At 52.5% G+C, this 17,377-nt stretch carries 14 protein-coding genes; 12 read left to right on the top strand and 2 right to left on the bottom strand.

Annotated features, from left to right (window positions below; genetic code table 11):
* Positions 1-36: 36 nt before the first annotated feature.
* Both dbpA and J7J49_RS08470 read left to right on the top strand, forming a co-directional pair.
* A complete protein-coding gene (dbpA, locus tag J7J49_RS08475) occupies positions 37-1,434 on the top strand; it encodes an ATP-dependent RNA helicase DbpA (RefSeq protein WP_215091764.1) in 1,398 nt (465 codons plus the stop codon).
* A gap of 33 nt (positions 1,435-1,467) precedes the next feature.
* Positions 1,468-2,343: a PA4780 family RIO1-like protein kinase gene (locus J7J49_RS08470; RefSeq protein WP_215091762.1), complete on the top strand. Its 876-nt coding sequence runs from the start codon at positions 1,468-1,470 to the stop codon at positions 2,341-2,343.
* Here the strand turns inward: J7J49_RS08470 and tkt are convergent.
* Complete coding sequence (gene tkt / locus J7J49_RS08465) at positions 2,340-4,331, bottom strand: transketolase (RefSeq protein ID WP_215091760.1); 1,992 nt, start codon at positions 4,329-4,331, stop codon at positions 2,340-2,342. The two genes, J7J49_RS08470 and tkt, sit on opposite strands and share 4 nt — an antisense overlap.
* A 39-nt stretch (positions 4,332-4,370) precedes the next feature.
* Positions 4,371-5,318, bottom strand: coding sequence for a transaldolase (gene tal / locus J7J49_RS08460; RefSeq protein WP_215091758.1), 948 nt, complete (start codon positions 5,316-5,318; stop codon positions 4,371-4,373).
* 356 nt (positions 5,319-5,674) lie between these two features.
* On the opposite strand from tal, the gene J7J49_RS08455 reads away from it, so the two are divergent.
* The 10 genes from J7J49_RS08455 to J7J49_RS08410 all read left to right on the top strand — a co-directional run bounded on the left by J7J49_RS08455 (position 5,675) and on the right by J7J49_RS08410 (position 17,377).
* On the top strand, positions 5,675-6,148 hold the full coding sequence (locus tag J7J49_RS08455; RefSeq protein WP_215091756.1) for an RpiB/LacA/LacB family sugar-phosphate isomerase: 474 nt from the start codon (positions 5,675-5,677) through the stop codon (positions 6,146-6,148).
* A 93-nt stretch (positions 6,149-6,241) separates the two neighbouring features.
* Positions 6,242-7,972 carry a dihydroxyacetone kinase family protein gene (locus J7J49_RS08450; RefSeq protein ID WP_215091754.1) on the top strand — a complete coding sequence of 577 codons (1,731 nt, stop codon included), beginning with the start codon at positions 6,242-6,244 and terminating at the stop codon, positions 7,970-7,972.
* Positions 7,973-8,010: 38 nt separating this feature from the next.
* A complete protein-coding gene (locus J7J49_RS08445; protein WP_251048214.1) occupies positions 8,011-8,991 on the top strand; it encodes a sugar-binding transcriptional regulator in 981 nt (326 codons plus the stop codon).
* Positions 8,992-9,412: 421 nt separating this feature from the next.
* Entirely contained in the window at positions 9,413-10,516 is a 1,104-nt protein-coding gene (locus tag J7J49_RS08440; RefSeq protein ID WP_215091750.1) for an MDR/zinc-dependent alcohol dehydrogenase-like family protein, read from the top strand.
* Positions 10,517-10,566: 50 nt separating this feature from the next.
* Positions 10,567-11,211: a DUF2291 family protein gene (locus tag J7J49_RS08435; protein WP_251048213.1), complete on the top strand. Its 645-nt coding sequence runs from the start codon at positions 10,567-10,569 to the stop codon at positions 11,209-11,211.
* A gap of 9 nt (positions 11,212-11,220) precedes the next feature.
* Positions 11,221-12,762 carry a sugar ABC transporter ATP-binding protein gene (locus tag J7J49_RS08430; protein ID WP_215091746.1) on the top strand — a complete coding sequence of 514 codons (1,542 nt, stop codon included), beginning with the start codon at positions 11,221-11,223 and terminating at the stop codon, positions 12,760-12,762.
* Between the two features lie 25 nt (positions 12,763-12,787).
* On the top strand, positions 12,788-13,903 hold the full coding sequence (locus tag J7J49_RS08425; RefSeq protein ID WP_251048212.1) for an ABC transporter permease: 1,116 nt from the start codon (positions 12,788-12,790) through the stop codon (positions 13,901-13,903).
* 78 nt (positions 13,904-13,981) lie between these two features.
* A complete protein-coding gene (locus J7J49_RS08420) occupies positions 13,982-14,938 on the top strand; it encodes a D-ribose ABC transporter substrate-binding protein (RefSeq protein ID WP_215091745.1) in 957 nt (318 codons plus the stop codon).
* A gap of 117 nt (positions 14,939-15,055) precedes the next feature.
* Entirely contained in the window at positions 15,056-15,952 is an 897-nt protein-coding gene (locus J7J49_RS08415; RefSeq protein WP_064232487.1) for a ribokinase, read from the top strand.
* A gap of 564 nt (positions 15,953-16,516) precedes the next feature.
* Positions 16,517-17,377 carry a transketolase gene (locus tag J7J49_RS08410; RefSeq protein WP_064232488.1) on the top strand — a complete coding sequence of 287 codons (861 nt, stop codon included), beginning with the start codon at positions 16,517-16,519 and terminating at the stop codon, positions 17,375-17,377.

Here is a 17,377-nt window from a genome sequence, read left to right as displayed (position 1 = left end):
GTTTGCGGGGCAATACGGCCCCTTCAGGAATTTTCTGTGTCCGACACTTCTTTTGCATCTCTGGCGCTTCCAACGGCGCTACTTACGAATCTAGACACACTCGGCTACCACGAAATGTCGCCGGTGCAGGCGGAAAGCTTGCCGCCCATGCTGGCCGGGCGCGACGTGCTGGCACAGGCGAAAACCGGCTCAGGCAAAACCGCGGCGTTTGGTTTAGCGCTGCTAGCTAAGCTGAAAGTGGAGAGCTTCGCGGTGCAGGGCCTGGTGCTTTGCCCCACCCGAGAACTCGCTGACCAAGTGGCTGAAGAACTACGCCGCTTGGCGCGCGGTATGGCCAATGTGAAAATACTCACCCTCTGCGGCGGTGCGCCCTTTGGCCCGCAGCTCGGCTCTTTAGAGCACGGGGCACACATTGTGGTCGGCACCCCAGGGCGTATCGATGAGCATTTGCGCAAAGGCTCGCTCGCTCTGGGTTCTCTCACCATGCTGGTGCTGGACGAAGCGGATCGCATGCTGGATATGGGCTTTCAGGCAACCATTGATGACATCATTGCCGACACCCCAGCTGACCGCCAAACGCTGCTGTTTAGCGCAACGTTTCCGGATGAGCAGTCGTCAGGCGGCCTAACCGAGATGACCCGCGGGGTAGTGCGTAATCCGGTGACGGTCAAAATCGCTGAAGTACACGATGCCAGCACGATACGTCAGCACTTTTATAGCGTCGCCAATGAAGAGGCGCGATTCGATGCACTGCGCCAGCTGCTGCTCACCTATCGACCTGCCACCAGCGTGGTGTTCTGCAATACCAAACGCGAAACCCAAGCAGTCGCCGAGCAGCTCACAGATGCCGGGTTTAGCGCCGTGGCGCTGAATGGCGATCTTGAGCAGAAAGACCGCGACCGCATACTGATTCTGTTCGCCAATCAGAGTGTATCTATTTTGGTGGCCACCGATGTGGCCGCCCGAGGCTTGGATATCGCCGAGCTAGATGCCGTGTTTAACTACCAAATTGCCCGCGAGCTTGATGTTCACGTGCACCGGGTAGGGCGCACCGGGCGTGCCGGGGCCAGCGGCATTGCCTGTACGCTCGTCACCCCTAAAGAGAGCTACCGGTTGGAGCGGCTGGAAGGGTTGCTGGAGCAGGCGATTAAAACGGAACCTATGCCTAAACCCCAGCACTCGGTGCCGTTTGAGCCGCCGATGGCGACACTGCAATTAGCCGGTGGCAAGAAAGATAAGCTGCGCCCGGGTGATATTCTGGGAGCGCTGACCAGTGAAGGTGGGCTACGCGGCGATCAAGTGGGTAAAATCAAAGTACTCGCCCGCAGTGCCTATGTGGCCGTTGAGCGCAATGTGATCCAGCAAGCTCAGGCCAAACTTGAGCGTGATAAATTAAAAGGGCGTGCTTTCCGTGTTCGCCGTATCCGTTATTGAACGCGTACCAAAGAGGAGCCGACGCAGCTAACCATGAAAATCCCTAAACGATTACAGCCCCTTGTCGATGATGGCATGATCGACGAGGTGTTGGTGCAGTTAATGAGTGGTAAGGAAGCGCAGGTTTACGTGGTGCGCTGCGGTGAAGAAGTGCGCTGTGCCAAAGTATTTAAAGAGGCCAAGCAGCGTAGTTTTAAGCAAGCCGTTCAGTATCAAGAAGGGCGTAAAGAGCGCAATAGCCGCCGCTCACGGGCGATGGCCAAAAAAACCCGTTACGGCCAGAAAGAGCAGGAGCAGGCGTGGCTGAACGCCGAAGTTGACGCGCTCTATCGCCTTGCCTCGGCGGGCGTGCGGGTGCCCGAGCCCCACGGTTTTGTCGATGGTGTACTGCTGATGGAGATGATCAGCGACGCCGAGGGCAACGTGGCGCCGCGTCTGGACGAAGTAACGCTTAACCCAGAGCAGGCCGAGACCTACTTCGCCAAGGTCATTCAGGACGTGGTTAAAATGCTCTGCGCGGGTTTGATTCACGGTGATTTGTCGGAATTCAACGTGCTGGTCGATGCCTCCGGCCCGGTGATTATCGATCTGCCCCAGGCTGTAGATGCCGCCGGTAATAACAGCGCGGCCGCCATGCTGTATCGGGATGTGGATAACATGCGCAACTACTTCGGCCAGTTCGCGCCGGAGATTCTGAATACCGAGTATGGCAGAGAGATGTGGGCGCTGTATGAAACCGGTGAACTACATCCGGATAGCAAGCTCACCGGCCACTTCGATGCTGACACCCACATTGCCAATGTGGATGAGCTGATGGAAGTGATCGACGACGCCAAAGAGGAAGAGGCCGATCGCTTGGCGCGCATGCGCGATGATGACGACGATGGCGAGATCCCCCAGCCTTACTAACCCAGTAGCGCATTAGCCTGGTCGACGATGTTCTCGACGGTAAAGCCGAAGTGCTTGAACAGATCCCCCGCCGGTGCGGATTCGCCGTAGGTGGTCATGCCGATTACGCGGCCGTCCAGACCCACATACTTGTACCAGTAGTCGGCGTGGGCGGCTTCTATAGCAATACGCTTGGTGACCGCTTTGGGCAGCACGCTTTCACGGTACTCGGCGTCCTGGCCGTTAAAGCGATAGGCCGACGGCATGGAGACCACGCGCACGGCTTTACCCTGCTGTTCCAGCTCGGCAGCGGCGTCCATGGCCAGGGCGACTTCTGAACCGGTGGCGATCAGAATCAGCTCGGGCGTTCCTGCGCTATCTTTTAGGACATACGCCCCGTTCTGAATCGATGCCAACTGCGTTTTGGTACGCTGCTGATGGGGCAGGTTCTGGCGTGACAGCACCAGCGCCGTGGGGCCAGAGCGACGTTTGATGGCGGCATCCCAGGCGGCGGCGGTTTCCACCGCATCGCAGGGGCGCCATGTGTTCAGGTTCGGCGTGGTACGCAGGCTGGTCAACTGCTCAATCGGCTGGTGGGTTGGGCCATCTTCCCCCAGACCAATGGAGTCGTGGGTAAACACATAGATGGCCTGCTGGCCCATCAACGCTGCCATGCGAATCGAGTTACGCATGTACTCCATAAAGATCAGGAAGGTCGCGCCGTAGGGCACCAAACCGCCATGCAGAGCGATGCCGTTCATGACCGCCCCCATGCCAAACTCACGTACACCGTAGTGTAGGTAGTTGCCGCTGGCGTCTTCAGGGGTGATCGCTTTCGCGCCTTTCCAAAAAGTCAGGTTAGACGGTGCCAGGTCAGCACTGCCGCCCAGCAGTTCCGGCATTTTCGGGCCAATGGCGTTCAACACTTCAAAGGAAGCTTTGCGTGATGCAATGGTCTCGCCACGCTCCTGGGCCTGCTCGATCAATGCTTCGGTAGGCAGTTCCGCGGGCAACTGACGCTTCATCCGGCGGGTGAACTCCCGCGCTTCCGCAGGGAAGGCTTCAGCATAGCGGGCAAAACGCGTGTCCCACGCCTGCTGCGCCGCTTTGCCTGCTTCACGGGCATCCCAGGCCGAGTAGATCGGCTCGGGAATATGGAACGGAGCGTGGGGCCAGTCGAGCTGGGTGCGGGCCAGGGCCACTTCGTCATCGCCTAAGGGGGCGCCGTGGGCGTCCTCTTTGCCCTGCTTGTTGGGGGCACCAAAGCCGATAATGGTTTTGCAGATAATCAGGCTCGGCTTATCGTCATGGCTCTTGGCCAGCTCAATAGCGGCTTTGACCTCTTCAGGTTTATGACCATCAACGTTGGGGACTACGTGCCAGCCATAGGCTTCAAAACGCTTGGCGGTATCGTCGGTAAACCAGCCTTCCACTTCACCATCGATAGAGATGCCGTTGTCGTCATACAGGGCGATCAACTTACCCAACTGATGGGTACCGGCCAGCGAGGCGGCTTCGTGGGAAATACCTTCCATTAAGCAGCCGTCACCCAAAAAGCACCAGGTGTGGTGATCCACAATGGTGTGGCCGGGGCGGTTGAACTGCGCCGCCAGGGTTTTTTCGGCAATGGCAAAGCCCACTGCATTGGCAAAGCCCTGGCCCAGCGGGCCGGTGGTGGTCTCGATGCCCGGTGCGTAGCCAAATTCCGGGTGGCCGGCGGTGGGCGAATGCAGTTGGCGGAAATTTTGTAGCTGCTCCAGGCTTAGCTCGTAGCCACTCAGGTGCAGCAGCGAGTAAAGCAGCATGGAGCCGTGGCCATTGGAGAGCACAAAGCGGTCACGATCGGCCCACTTGGGGTCTTCGGGGTTGTGCTTGAGGTAGTCATTCCATAGCACCTCGGCGATATCAGCCATTCCCATGGGGGCGCCAGGGTGGCCGGACTTGGCCTTCTGAACGGCATCCATGGAGAGGGCACGAATGGCATTGGCCAGCTCAAAACGGTTATTCATATCAGTGGTACCTTGGTTGTTATATTGAGTAGCGTGTCGTTAGGCACGAGCAGCCAGGCGTTGAGTGATCAGCGACTCTAATGTTTGTTGGTCGCTGGCGAAGCGGCGGATCCCGTCAGCTAACATCTCGTTGGCCATGGCATCTTGATTGTGCTGCCAACGAAACGCCGCTTCTGATAGCGGTGAGGATGCTTTATGAGTGACGGATTGTGGTTGGATGCTGGGGGTGACCTCTCCCTCCAGGCTATCAAGCTGCTCTAACAGGGCGGGAGAGATGGTCAGACGATGGCAGCCCGCCAGCGCCAAGACTTGATCGGTGGTACGAAAGCTCGCCCCCATAACCACAGTGTCGTAACGACTAGCGGCAGCCTTCTCGCAAATCCCTTTTACAAATAGCACGCCAGGATCGACTTCTGGGGTGAACTGCTTGCCTGTTGTCTTTTGGTACCAATCGCTAACGCGGCCAACGAAGGGTGAGATCAGATACACCCCCGCATCAAAGCAGGCCTGTGCCTGAGCATCGCTGAACAAGAGCGTTAAATTGCAGTTGATGCCTTCACGCTCTAGTTGCTCAGCCGCACGGATTCCTTCCCAAGTTGACGCGAGCTTAATCAAAACGCGGTTGCGGTTAATGCCCTGTTTTTCGTAGCGCTCAATCAGTTCGTAGGCCTTGCGGATGCTGGCTTGGGTATCAAAAGAGAGGTGTGCGGACACTTCTGTCGATATGCGTCCAGGAATCACGTTGGCAATTTGCTCGCCGATGGCAACCGACAGCTGGTCAACTATCTGGCTCGGCCCGCTCTCCTTGGTGCGTGATTCAGCAAGCACCTCATCGATCATCTCTTGATAGCGCGGTAGCTCAAAGGCCTTGAGAATCAAAGAAGGGTTCGTGGTGGCATCCTGGGGTTGATAGCGCTTTATGGCATCCAAGTCGCCCGTGTCGGCCACGACCAGTGAGTGTTCGCGTAATCCCGTTAGAAGTGACATCGCTCATCCTCTTGAATAATGTACATTAAGTGATCAGATGATTGATCATTTTCATCAGTTTAGTCAAATAAGAGAACTGCTTGGATAGGTTTTAAGGCCTTGGTGCAAAAATATAAGGCGCTTTGGTCATTGGTTTGTTTTCGTATATTCATATTAAAATCAATGTATTGGTGAATTTCGTTGCTTTTGTCTTCTTTTTCTCCTACCAAAAAACAGCGTGATCTTATGATCGTTATCTTTACATATGCTCGGTTGGTGATAGATTGAATAGGGTCAGTAGCCGACTGGCAACTGTGTAGCGGTATTCCTCGTTGTCAGTCGTCCATGTGTCTATTTTTTGGAAAGGGAGAGCATGAATGTCTAATGCGACGCCTCCTCTCAGAGTCGCTATTGGCGGTGATGAAGCCGCTTACGACTTGAAAGAGATTCTCATTGGTTATATCCGGGAGTTGGGCTACGTAGTCGAAGATTTTGGCACTTTCAATGCGCAGCCCGTGCTGTACCCCGATATTGCCTTTGAGGTGGCTACGGCTATTAAGGAGGGGCGCTTCGATCGTGCTGTACTGGTTTGTGGTACGGGAATCGGAGTGGCTATTTCTGCCAATAAAGTGCCTGGAATCCGCGCTGCGCAGGCCCACGATACATACTCAGCGGCAAAGGCGCGCACCAGTAATAATGCCCAAATTGTCGCGCTGGGGGCCCGAGTGATTGGGCCAGAGTTGGCGAAATCAATAGTGGCCACCTTTTTGGGTAGTAACTTTGCGGGTGGTAATTCCGAATTAAAAATAGCAAAAATTGACGAATATGAGTCCCGGCAGAATACTCAGTAATCGTGGGATCGCTTATATTCGTCGACGCTGATTAATAACAACAGCATGCAAACTGTGATCACGCAGTTAGGCCTCACTCCAGAGGATATAATAATGACACGCCTATTTAATGACCCCAGTGATTTTCCAGAAGAAGCCCGTTTAGGCTTAGTAGCCGCGCATCGCGATAAGTTGATGGCTGTGCCAGGAGGTGTTGTGCGCAGTACTCGCAGCCAGCCAGGCACTGTTGCGGTCGTGGTTGGCGGCGGTAGCGGCCATTACCCCACCTTTGCGGGACTGGTTGGGCAGGGCTTAGCCCATGGGGCGGTCATGGGGAATCTGTTTTGTTCGCCCTCTGCGCAACAAGTCTACTCCGTTGCCAAAGCCGCTAACAACGGCGGTGGTGTGCTGCTCTCTTTTGGCAATTATGCCGGGGATGTTCTGCATTTTGGCGAGGCGCGCGAGCGTTTGATCGCGGACGGTATTGCTTGTGAAATCGTGTTGGTCACTGATGATGTCGCCAGTGCACCCTTGGCGGAGCTTGATAAGCGCCGGGGCATCGCCGGCGATTTAACCGTTTTCAAAGCTGCTGCCGCTGCCGCAGAGAATGGATTGTCACTGGAAGAAGTAGTTCAAGTGGCGAAAGAAGCCAATCGCTGCACGCGCTCTTTTGGGGTGGCGTTCGAGGGATGCACGTTACCGGGCGCAGCTGATTCGCTCTTTCATGTGCCCGAAGGCAGGATGGCCATCGGGTTGGGGATTCACGGTGAGCCGGGCATTAGCGAGACGGATATCCCTTCCGCAGACGGCTTGGCCAAGATTCTCGTCGACCGATTATTGGAAGAAGTACCTGAAGGTATCAGTATCAAAGGGGCTCGCGTGGCACCGATACTCAATGGTTTGGGTACCGTTAAGTATGAAGAGCTGTTCGTTATTTATCGCAAGGTTGACGAATTGCTGCAGGAGGCTGGGGTTACCATCATAGAGCCGGATGTGGGCGAGCTGGTAACCAGTCTGGATATGGCCGGGGTTTCACTGACGCTATTCTGGCTTGATAAACACATGGAGTCGTTGTGGACTGCGGCGGCGGATGCGCCGGGCTATCGAAAAGGCAGTGTGACGCCAGCACAGGCGCTGGATCCGGCCGAAGTCGAGGTGGTAACTCAAGATGAGATTCCCGAGGCTAGCGATGCCTCGCGGCAATTAGCGCTCGGCGTTGTCGAGGCGCTCGAAGTACTGGCAGATACAGTCAATGCAAACTGCGAGATGCTGGGCCAGATTGATGCGGTGGCTGGCGATGGTGATCACGGCATTGGCATGCAACGGGGCAGCAAGGCTGCGCTTGAGGCGGCCAAAGAGGCTTGCGATAGAGGGGCGGGCGCGGAGACCGTGCTGCAGTGGGCTGGACAGCGCTGGTCCGATAAAGCGGGCGGCACCTCTGGCGCTATCTGGCGGGTTATCTTAAAAGCGATGGGTGAGTCGCTTGGTAATCAGCAGCCGCTCTCAGGGCAGCGGCTTGCTGCTGGTGTAGTCAATGCTCGCCAGCAAGTGATGGCATTTGGAAAGGCCGAGTTGGGCGATAAAACGCTTGTCGATGTGCTGGTGCCTTTTGCCGACGCCCTCTCTTTGCAGGCTGAGAAAGGCCAGGGAGCTGTGGCTTGCTGGGAGTCGGCCGCACCCATAGCGAGTGAGGCGGCTGAGGCTACCAGGCAGTTAATTCCCCGAGTGGGCCGCGCACGCCCATTGGCTGAGAAAAGCGTGGGTACACCCGATGCTGGGTCGGTTTCATTGGCACTGATTGTTCAGGCGCTGATTCCTGTGTTGAAAAAGTGTCAAGCAAGCTGACATGATACATGCCCTTCAACAACTCCTGGATGCCGAGGATGAATGGTCAAGACGCTGCAGATATAGACTTAATGACAGAGATTTCAACGCTCTACTATGTGCAGGGGGAGACGCAGGAGGCGATCGCTAATAGGCTCGGGCATTCGCGTGTGCGCATAGGGCGGCTGCTCAAGCGAGCACAGGCAGAAGGGATAGTGGATGTTCGCGTGCGCCTGCATCCCGCCGTTAGTATCGAGATTGAGCAGGAGCTCAAGCGGCGCTTTGGCCTGAAGCGAGCATTGATTGCTCTGGATAATTCCGACCCCGATGTGCAGCGCTCGTCGGTCGCGAGTCTAGTGGCCGACCATCTGTCGCGTAGTTTGACCGATGGCCAGATCGTGGCCGTTGGCATGGGGCGTAACGTCGCCGCAGTGGCGGATAATGTTTTTCTCTCCGAGTCGTTAAAGGTTTCATTTGTGTGCGCAATCGGCGGTTCGCTGCGCGCAGGCGAGCATATGAATCCTGACCATATTTGTCGGCGCCTGGCGAGTCGGTTTGGCGGTGACAGCGAGACGCTTTATGCCCCTGCGCTGGTACAAAACGGCGAGCTTAGGGATGCGCTGTATGAAAATTCCACCGTGCGCCAGACGCTGGATCGTGCTCGACGCGCAGATACCGCTTTGATTGGTGTTGGTGACGTGAGTGAGGACAGTAATATGGTGCGTATGGGGTGGTTTTCCGCCCAGGAGATTGCTGAGGCGCGGCTCTCTGGGACGGTGGGCGATATGATGGGCTACGACTTTATTGATATCCATGGGCAGCCTTCTGCGTCGCAGATGCAGGGGCGTGTGGTTGGGCTCAATATCCAGGATCTCTCCCGTATTCCAGACGTTATCGCTATCGCCAGTGAGAATACTAAAGCGGTCGGCATACTGGGGGCGCTGCGTACCGGGGTCATCGATACGTTGGCCACTAGTGTCACAAATGCCCACACCATTCTGCGTCTTGATGAGGCGACTCAAGGAGAGGCGCGTGCTTAATTTGTATCCAAGCTTCGCTGCCTTTTAAGGACCCTTGGGCGCATTGCGCCCAATCGCTCCCAGCCGCCCCCTGCCATGCTCCTTGAGGTGTGTGCCCCTTTTGGCATGCCTGGCTTGCCCCTCCTCTTGCTACGATGCCAGTAACGACTGTCTGTAAAATGTACATTTGAACGATGTAAGAACATATAGCATGGCTTAAAGAGTCATTGCTACATGGCTGAAATAACAAACAGTTTCCATTTTTTAAATTTAAATATAAAAATCAATGAATTGAATTATTGGCCTAAAGTATAAGATCAGAAAATTCCATTATGGATTGACTGGGCTACGCTTAAGGCAGTTAATTCATATGTACACAATAAGATCTTTTGTAATGAGAGCATCGCTAGCTAGGCCCTACAAGACACATTAGGAGTGAGTAATGCATAACGCCGATAACAACAATCAAGCCGAACTGCCATTGACCATGCAAGCCGTCGTTGCCTACGCGCCTGGTGATTATCGCCTTGAAGAGGTGGACGTGCCTAAGGCGGGAGAAGGTGAAGTTCTGATTAAGGTCGAAGCATGCGGAATCTGCGCAGGCGATCTCAAAGCCTATGAAGGCGCCCCTAGTTTCTGGGGAGATGAAACCCAGCCCGCTTATATCAAAGCACCGATGATTCCAGGTCATGAGTTTATTGGTCACGTGATGGCCTTAGGGGAAGGCGTTAAAAACCTGGAGATCGGTGACCGCGTTATTTCTGAGCAAATTGTGCCTTGTTGGGAGTGTCGCTTCTGTAAACGTGGGCAGTATTGGATGTGCGAAAAGCACGATGTCTACGGGTTTCAGCATAACGTGAATGGCGGTATGGCCGAATATATGGTCTTTCCCAAAGAAGCCATTAATCACAAGTTGCCCGATGAGATTCCGATGGAAAAAGCGGTTCTTATTGAACCCTATGCCTGTTCATTGCATGCCGTTAAGCGTGCGCAGATTGAACTGGGGGATGTGGTTGTACTCTCCGGTGCGGGAACCTTAGGGCTAGGGATGATAGGCGCGATCAAAAAGTCCGGCCCTGCCAAGCTGGTCGTGCTGGATCTCAATAACAAGCGGTTAGATCTGGCCAAACAGTTTGGTGCCGACATTGTCCTAAATCCTGCTGAAGTCGATGTTGTTGACTACGTGAAAAGTATAACGGAAGGCTATGGCTGCGATATCTATATTGAGGCCACCGGCGCCGTTAAGTCGGTAGAGCAAGGCCTTTATATGATTCGTAAACTGGGCCGTTTTGTCGAGTTCAGCGTATTCAAAGAGCCTGTTACGGTTGATTGGAGCATTATTAGCGATCGTAAAGAGCTCGATATCCTGGGGGCGCATCTAGGCCCTTATTGCTACCCACTTGTTATCGAAGGCATCGGTAATGGTGATTTTCCAACGGACAATGTAGTGACTCACAAGCTGCCATTGGCAGAATTCCATCAAGGGCTAGATTTAATGCGTAATGACCCTGACGCGTTAAAGGTTGTGTTAATACCTGGTTCGTAGGGAATAGCCGAAGCTTTTTATTTATAACTACAATGATAACCGGAGTGATTATGTCGGCGACATTAAATTCGGTGCCCGGTGATAAGCGTATAAAAGTCTATGTAGCAGCGGCTTGTGGTTTAGTGCTAGTTGCACTCATGGCGTTTGATACCAAAGTCATTAGCCTTACTGAACTTGAGAGTGAGGTAGGGTTTTCACCCCAGCAATTTGCTCAGGACACATTTCCCGAGATCCAGGCATATGTCGAGAATAACGCCGTAGAGGCAGCGGTATTAGCGCCAGAAGTGCTTCAAGATGCCGGCGCGGCAGGTGAGAAATACGGTGTCGCTGCTGGCATTGGTCATATCGTGCCAGTCTCTTTCTCAGGTGTTGTTGTAGAAGGGCGAGGGGGTGTTTACACCCTAGATGTTGCCGATGTGCCTTCAGATATCGTTATTCGCCTGCAAACGGGCCCAGCCATTAATGGCACTACGCTAAGAGATACAACCGGCAGTATCCAATTTGGTGACTTCACCAATCAGATCGAATACCAAGACGTTGGCGCAGCACTTAATGACGAAATGAAGCGTCAAGTGCTTGTCGATATTTCCGGACAAGACTTAGCCGGTAAGACGCTAGAAGTCGTCGGCTCCTTTACCATGATAAATCCCAAAAACTGGCTAATTACTCCCGTGAGTATGGCGATCATTGAGTGAGGGGCGGCTATGAGTATCGATAGATCAACAGGGGAAGTGGCGCCGGTGATTCTTTCTGCACGCAATATCGAAAAACGTTTCGGTGCCGTGCAAGCCCTTAAAGAGGTGAACTTCGATATATATCGAGGTCAAGTGACAACACTCTTTGGTGAAAATGGAGCGGGTAAATCCACGCTGATGAAAATCCTGTCTGGCGTCATTACCCAGACGGCTGGCGAGATTGTGTTGGAAGGCGAGAGTGTTAGCTTTTCTTCGCCGTCGGATGCCGAAGCGTTGGGGATTACCATTATTCATCAGGAGTTGAGCTTGGCCTCTAACCTGAACGTGCGCGACAACATTTTTATGGGCCGTGAACTGACTAAAGGGAGGGGCAGCGTCGATTATAAAGCGGAAGCGCGTCAGGCGGAATTATTAATGGAGGAGCTTGGCGAACCGATTCATCCTCTCACCCTAGTCGAAGATCTACGTGTGGGGCAGCAGCAAATCGTTGAAATCGCTAGAGCGTTGTCCAAGAACTCACGCATTTTGATTATGGATGAACCGACCTCCGCATTGAGTGCAACGGAGGTCGAGACGTTATTCAGTGTCGTCGAGGATCTCAAAAACAAGGGTGTGTCGATCGTTTATATTTCTCACCATTTGGAGGAGGCGCTACAGATTACCGATCATGCCGTTGTTCTACGTGATGGCGTTATGACGGCTTATGCCCCGCGTTGCGACATCGATCTGCAGTGGATTGTTAGGCACATGGTGGGGGAGAGCTTCGATCTAGGTTCACCGCCAACAGGGTATGAGCAGGGCGACACCGCGCTCTCTATCCAGAACCTTTATGTAAGCGACGATAAAGTGGCAGGTCGTTATGTGGTTGAGAACCTTTCGCTGGATGTGCGCGCAGGTGAGATTGTTTGCATTTATGGGCTGATGGGGGCTGGCAGAACTGAGTTATTGGAGTGTGTGGCAGGGCGAACCCGGCAATCCAAGGGAGATATCCTGCTCAATTCAACTGGTGTATCGCATTACAACATTGCGCAGCGAATCGAGAGAGGTTTGGTGTTAGTACCTGAGGATCGCCAGCGGGATGGTTTAGTACCCACCCTGTCAGTTGGTAGAAATCTGTCGCTGGCCAGTATCCAGGCGTTTACCCGCAAGGGGCTTACTTCATCCCGCCTGGAGGCAGAAATGATTAATTCAGCTATTGGCAATGTGCATATCAAAACAGACGGTGGCGAGGCTAGCATTGGTTCATTGTCTGGCGGTAACCAGCAGAAGGTGGTGATCGGTAAGATGTTGGCGACTAATCCCGACGTCATCATGCTCGATGAGCCGAGCCGTGGCATTGATGTGGGTGCGAAGGCCGAAGTGTTCAAGTTGTTAAGCCAAGGGGCCCGGCGGGGGTTGGCGGTTGTCTTTACCACGTCTGAAGTAAGCGAGTGCTTAAGTATCCCGCACAGAGTGGTGGTGATGAGCAAGGGGCGGATTTCTGCTGAATTCAAACCGGGTGTTACGAAAGATGAAATTATGGCTGCTTCGGGCGAATCAGTTGCTGCGTGATTATTCAATCGGATAGGTAATGACCATGTCTTATCAAAAAATGTCTCATCATAACAATAACGCGTTACAGGTTGATAAAGACAGTATCGATATCGTCAAGGTTTTGCTGGAAGGTCGGGCTTTCTTCGCATTAATCGGGATCATTATTGTCTTTTCCATACTCTCGCCTGTTTATTTCTCCACGGGTAATTTTTTAACCATGTCTTCGCATGTGGCTGTTTTTGGCTTGCTAGGCATCGGTATGCTGTTTGTTATTCTGACCGGCGGCATAGATCTGTCAGTTGGCTCTACGCTGGCACTTTGCGGGGTGTTCGCGGGTATGCTGCTAGAAGGGATAGAAATTGAGGCACTTGATTTAGCCTTCTTCCCTTCAGTGTGGGTTGTCGTGGTACTTACCTGCTTACTAGGCGGGCTAGTGGGAGCTATCAATGGTGTATTAGTTGCCTACTTCAAAGTGCCTGCTTTTGTGGCCACGCTTGGAATGCTGTATGTCGCCCGCGGAGCCGCTTTGCTACTCACAGATGGTTTAACTTTTAATAGCTTAAGTGGCGATCCTGCGCTAGGTAACACCGGGTTTGAATGGCTTGGGTTTAATAAGCTATTGGGTATTCCGGTAGGGGTTTTAATTCTCTTTTGTGTCGCTATTGTTTGCATGCTGGCTCTTGGCCGCACGCCTTTTGGCCGGTGGATTTACTCTACGGGTGGCAATGCGCGCGCAGCAGAGCTGTCCGGGGTGCCGGTCAATAGAGTTAAGCTCTCTGTCTATATCATTTCCGGCGTGTGCGCTGCCATGGCGGGGATTGTGCTGGCCTCACAGTTGACATCTGCGGGGCCTACGGCAGGCACTACGTATGAGCTGACAGCGATTGCTGCAGTCGTTATTGGTGGTGCCTCGCTTATGGGAGGACGTGGCACTATTCGCAATACTTTATTGGGTGCATTTGTGATTGGTTTTCTCGCCGATGGTCTTGTCATCATCGGTGTGTCTGCCTACTGGCAGATGGTATTCACGGGCAGTGTTATCGTCTTCGCTGTCATGTTAAATAATGTCCAATACAGTGCTAAAAACAAGTCCTCGAAAAAAGCCGATAAAAAAACCACTGAAGTTAAGCGCGAAGATTCTAGAGCAAAAGCTACTTAACGTAGCATTGCTTAGAAGTGTGACCTGATAAGGTCTATTGAACCAAGAGATAACAATCATAACTATGAGGTAATAATCATGCTTCCAAAAAGTAAAAAAATGCTTTTTACAGCACTCGCCAGTGTCTCGATGCTCTTTAGCGGCTCTATAGCTGCTCAGGATAAGGGGCTGATCTCAATTATTGTTAATGATATGTCAAATCCCTATTGGCAAACGGAAGGAAAAATTGCTGAACGCACAGCAAAAGAGTTGGGCTATGAAGCAAATGTCAGTTCCCATGTGGGGGATACCAACACGGAAAGCAATCAGGTCGATACGGCGATTACCAATGGGGCTAAAGCGATCATTCTGGATCCTGCGAATGTGGACGGCTCCATTGGTGCCGTGAGACGTGCCGTAGAGGCAGATATTCCTGTATTCATTATTAACGCCGAAATTAACCAGCAAGGGTTGGCTAAGGTGCAGCTGGTTTCCAATAATGCGCAAGGTGCCGCGTTAGGGGCCCAGGAGTGGGCGACGCAGCTGGGTGGAGAAGGTTCTTATATAGAATTAGAGGGGCCGCCATCTGATAACAATGCCGCGACAAGATCCAATGGCTACGAGACAGTGCTGAGCCAGTATCCCGACCTTAATCTGGTGGCATCAGATATCGCCAATTGGAGCCGGACTGAAGGGCGCAATAAGATGCAGAGCATGCTCCGTTCTCATCCTGATATTCGAGGCGTAATAAGCGGTAATGATGAAATGGCCTTAGGCGCTATTGTTGCTCTAAAGCAGGAGGGGCGGTTAGACGATGTGCTGGTCGGTGGGTTTGACGGTTCACCCGATGCCGTTGATGCGGTTCGCTCGGGGGAATTGGCTTATACCGTTCTGCAGCCGGTGGCCGTTTTTGCAGAAGATGCTGTAAAAATCGCTGATCATTACATCAATACTGGAGAAACGGGGCTGGATAGTGAAAAGCAGCTTTATGACTGTATCCTTATCACCCCAGATAATGTAGATAACTATACTTCTCCCTTTGTTTTGGAAGAATAGGTTTTGGAAGAATAGGTTTTTGAAGAGTAAGTATTAGAAGGGTGAGTGTTAGATAATCTTTCTTAGAGACCAGCCAGCTTTATAGTTGGCTGGTTTTTTGAATAAGAGGGCGTGTCAATGATATTTAACTTTGGTTCCATCAATATTGATCATACTTACCGCGTTCCCTATTTTGTTCGCCCTGGCGAAACGCTGGAAAGCAATCAATACAGTGTCGGCTTGGGTGGGAAGGGAGTTAATCAATCGCTGGCGATAGCGCGTGCCAAAGGATCGGTGAGCCACTGGGGACGAGTGTCATCGATAGATGCCTGGGTGGCCCGCGAGCTTGAGGCTGCGGGTGTTGGTGTGAAAGATGTTGAATTGACCACAGGGCCTAGTGGGCATGCGGTTATTCAAATTGATTCACTGGGTGAAAACGCTATTCTTTTATTCGCTGGCGCCAATCATGGTTTTACGCAGGAGAGGATTGCGGCACTGATTGCGCAAACCGCGCCTGGCGACACAATACTTCTTCAGAACGAATGTAATGGGCTTGATCAGCTTATTCCACTGGCAGTGAGTCATGGCTGCAAGGTGATATTTAACCCTGCGCCAATGACCTCGAAGGTAGCATCACTACCCCTCGACCAATGTGACCTGCTTTTTTTTAACCGGACAGAGGCCGCCGCTTTATTAGATATGCCAGTAGAGTCGAGTGCTGCAGATTTGCTAAGGCGTTGTAAAGAAGCCCTTGGCGATGTCGAAGTAGTGCTTACCCTAGGTAGCGAGGGCGCTTGGTATCAGCGTAGCAGCGAAACCCTTTTCCAAGAGGCGTTAAAAGTAAAGGCCATTGATACAACGGCCGCAGGCGATACCTTTGTGGGTTACTTCCTTGCCGCTAGGCAAGCTGGCCTAACGCCCTCACAGAGCTTGCAACGGGCGACAGCTGCAGCTGCCCTAGCGGTTCAAAAACACGGTGCTGCCAATAGCATTCCAATGGCTGAGGAGGTTGATAGGTTTATGTGTCACCAATAGCAAGAGCTGTAAAGCTGGTTTTTTGTAGCTTGTATGATGCATTGATGGCTACCGCTCCCAATGGCTGACATCGCATGGTCAGCATCTGACGGAGTCCGTGTTGTTCGTATGTGGATATATGCCTTTCCCTTTCATTTAAGCCCCCTCCTTTCAAATAGCAGTGATTGACCGCCCAGTTTGGCCTTTCTCCTCGTTCGCTGCCTCACATCCTGACCAGTCTGCATTATTCCCTAGGTCTACGCCGTTATCGCTGCATGGTGGATAGGTACGCTATTTATTCTGAAAAATCTTAAATTGGTCAACCATTGTGTCTTTTGAAGAACTTTTAGTACCAGATTTTCCTGAATATAGATTCTTGAAATGTTATTTATTGATCTTTGATTCGTGTGCCTTGTGTTTTATAAGTATTTGTAATTTATCGATTATTTATTAATTTTTGTGTGTTCTTAGATTTGTACATATGCCGTTTTGAAGCCGATCATTTTTCCTTTAGACTAAAGTCACGTTTATAAAATAGAAAATTATCTCTATCTTAAAATGGTCAACCATTTGGAGGTGACTGAAATGTGTCAAACAGCTACCGCAGCGAAGGCTAGTGATATCGAGGCACTTCGGCAGCGGGCTTACAAAATTCGTCGCCACGCCCTGCGGATGGGCGAAGTGCAAGGGCAGGGCTACGTTGGTCAGGCCTTAGGGGTTGCCGATGTTCTAGCAGTTGCTTACTTCCGAGCGCTAAAACTGGATCCCAAAAATCCTGAATGGGAAGAACGGGATCGTTTTCTGCTGTCCATTGGGCACTACGCCATCGCTCTCTATGCTGCCCTAATTGAGGCGGGTGTCATCGCCGAAGAAGAGATCGAAGACTACGGTAGCGATGACAGCATCCTGCCTATGTCGGGTATGGCAGATTACACCCCGGGTATGGAGATCACCGGTGGTTCTTTGGGTCACGGTTTGGGTATCGGCGTAGGTATGGCGCTGGGCCTCAAGCGCAAAGAGAGTGCTTCACGTATTTTCAACCTGCTTTCGGATGGCGAGCTAAATGAAGGCTCGACCTGGGAAGCCGCAGCCTCGGCGGCACATTGGAAGCTGGATAACCTGATTGCCATCGTCGATGTTAACGATCAGCAAGCTGACGATAAATCCTCCACTGTACTCAACTATGAACCGATCGCTGATAAGTGGGTTGCGTTTGGGTGGGAAACCTACCGTGTCGATGGCAATGACCTCGACGCGCTAGTCGAAGCCTTCGACAGTGCGCTAGCCAGTGACTCTAACAAGCCCCGAGTGATTATCTGCGACACCCTGATGGGGCGCGGTGTGCCTTTCCTCGAGGAACGTGACAAAAACCACTTTATTCGTGTTGATGAGAATGAGTGGAGTGTGGCGCTCAAACAGCTCGATGAAGTTTACGGTGTCCAGTAA

Source organism: Halomonas sp. ISL-56 (assembly GCF_018612805.1).
Taxonomy (GTDB): domain Bacteria; phylum Pseudomonadota; class Gammaproteobacteria; order Pseudomonadales; family Halomonadaceae; genus Vreelandella.
This window is presented reverse-complemented; position numbering and strand designations above follow the sequence as displayed.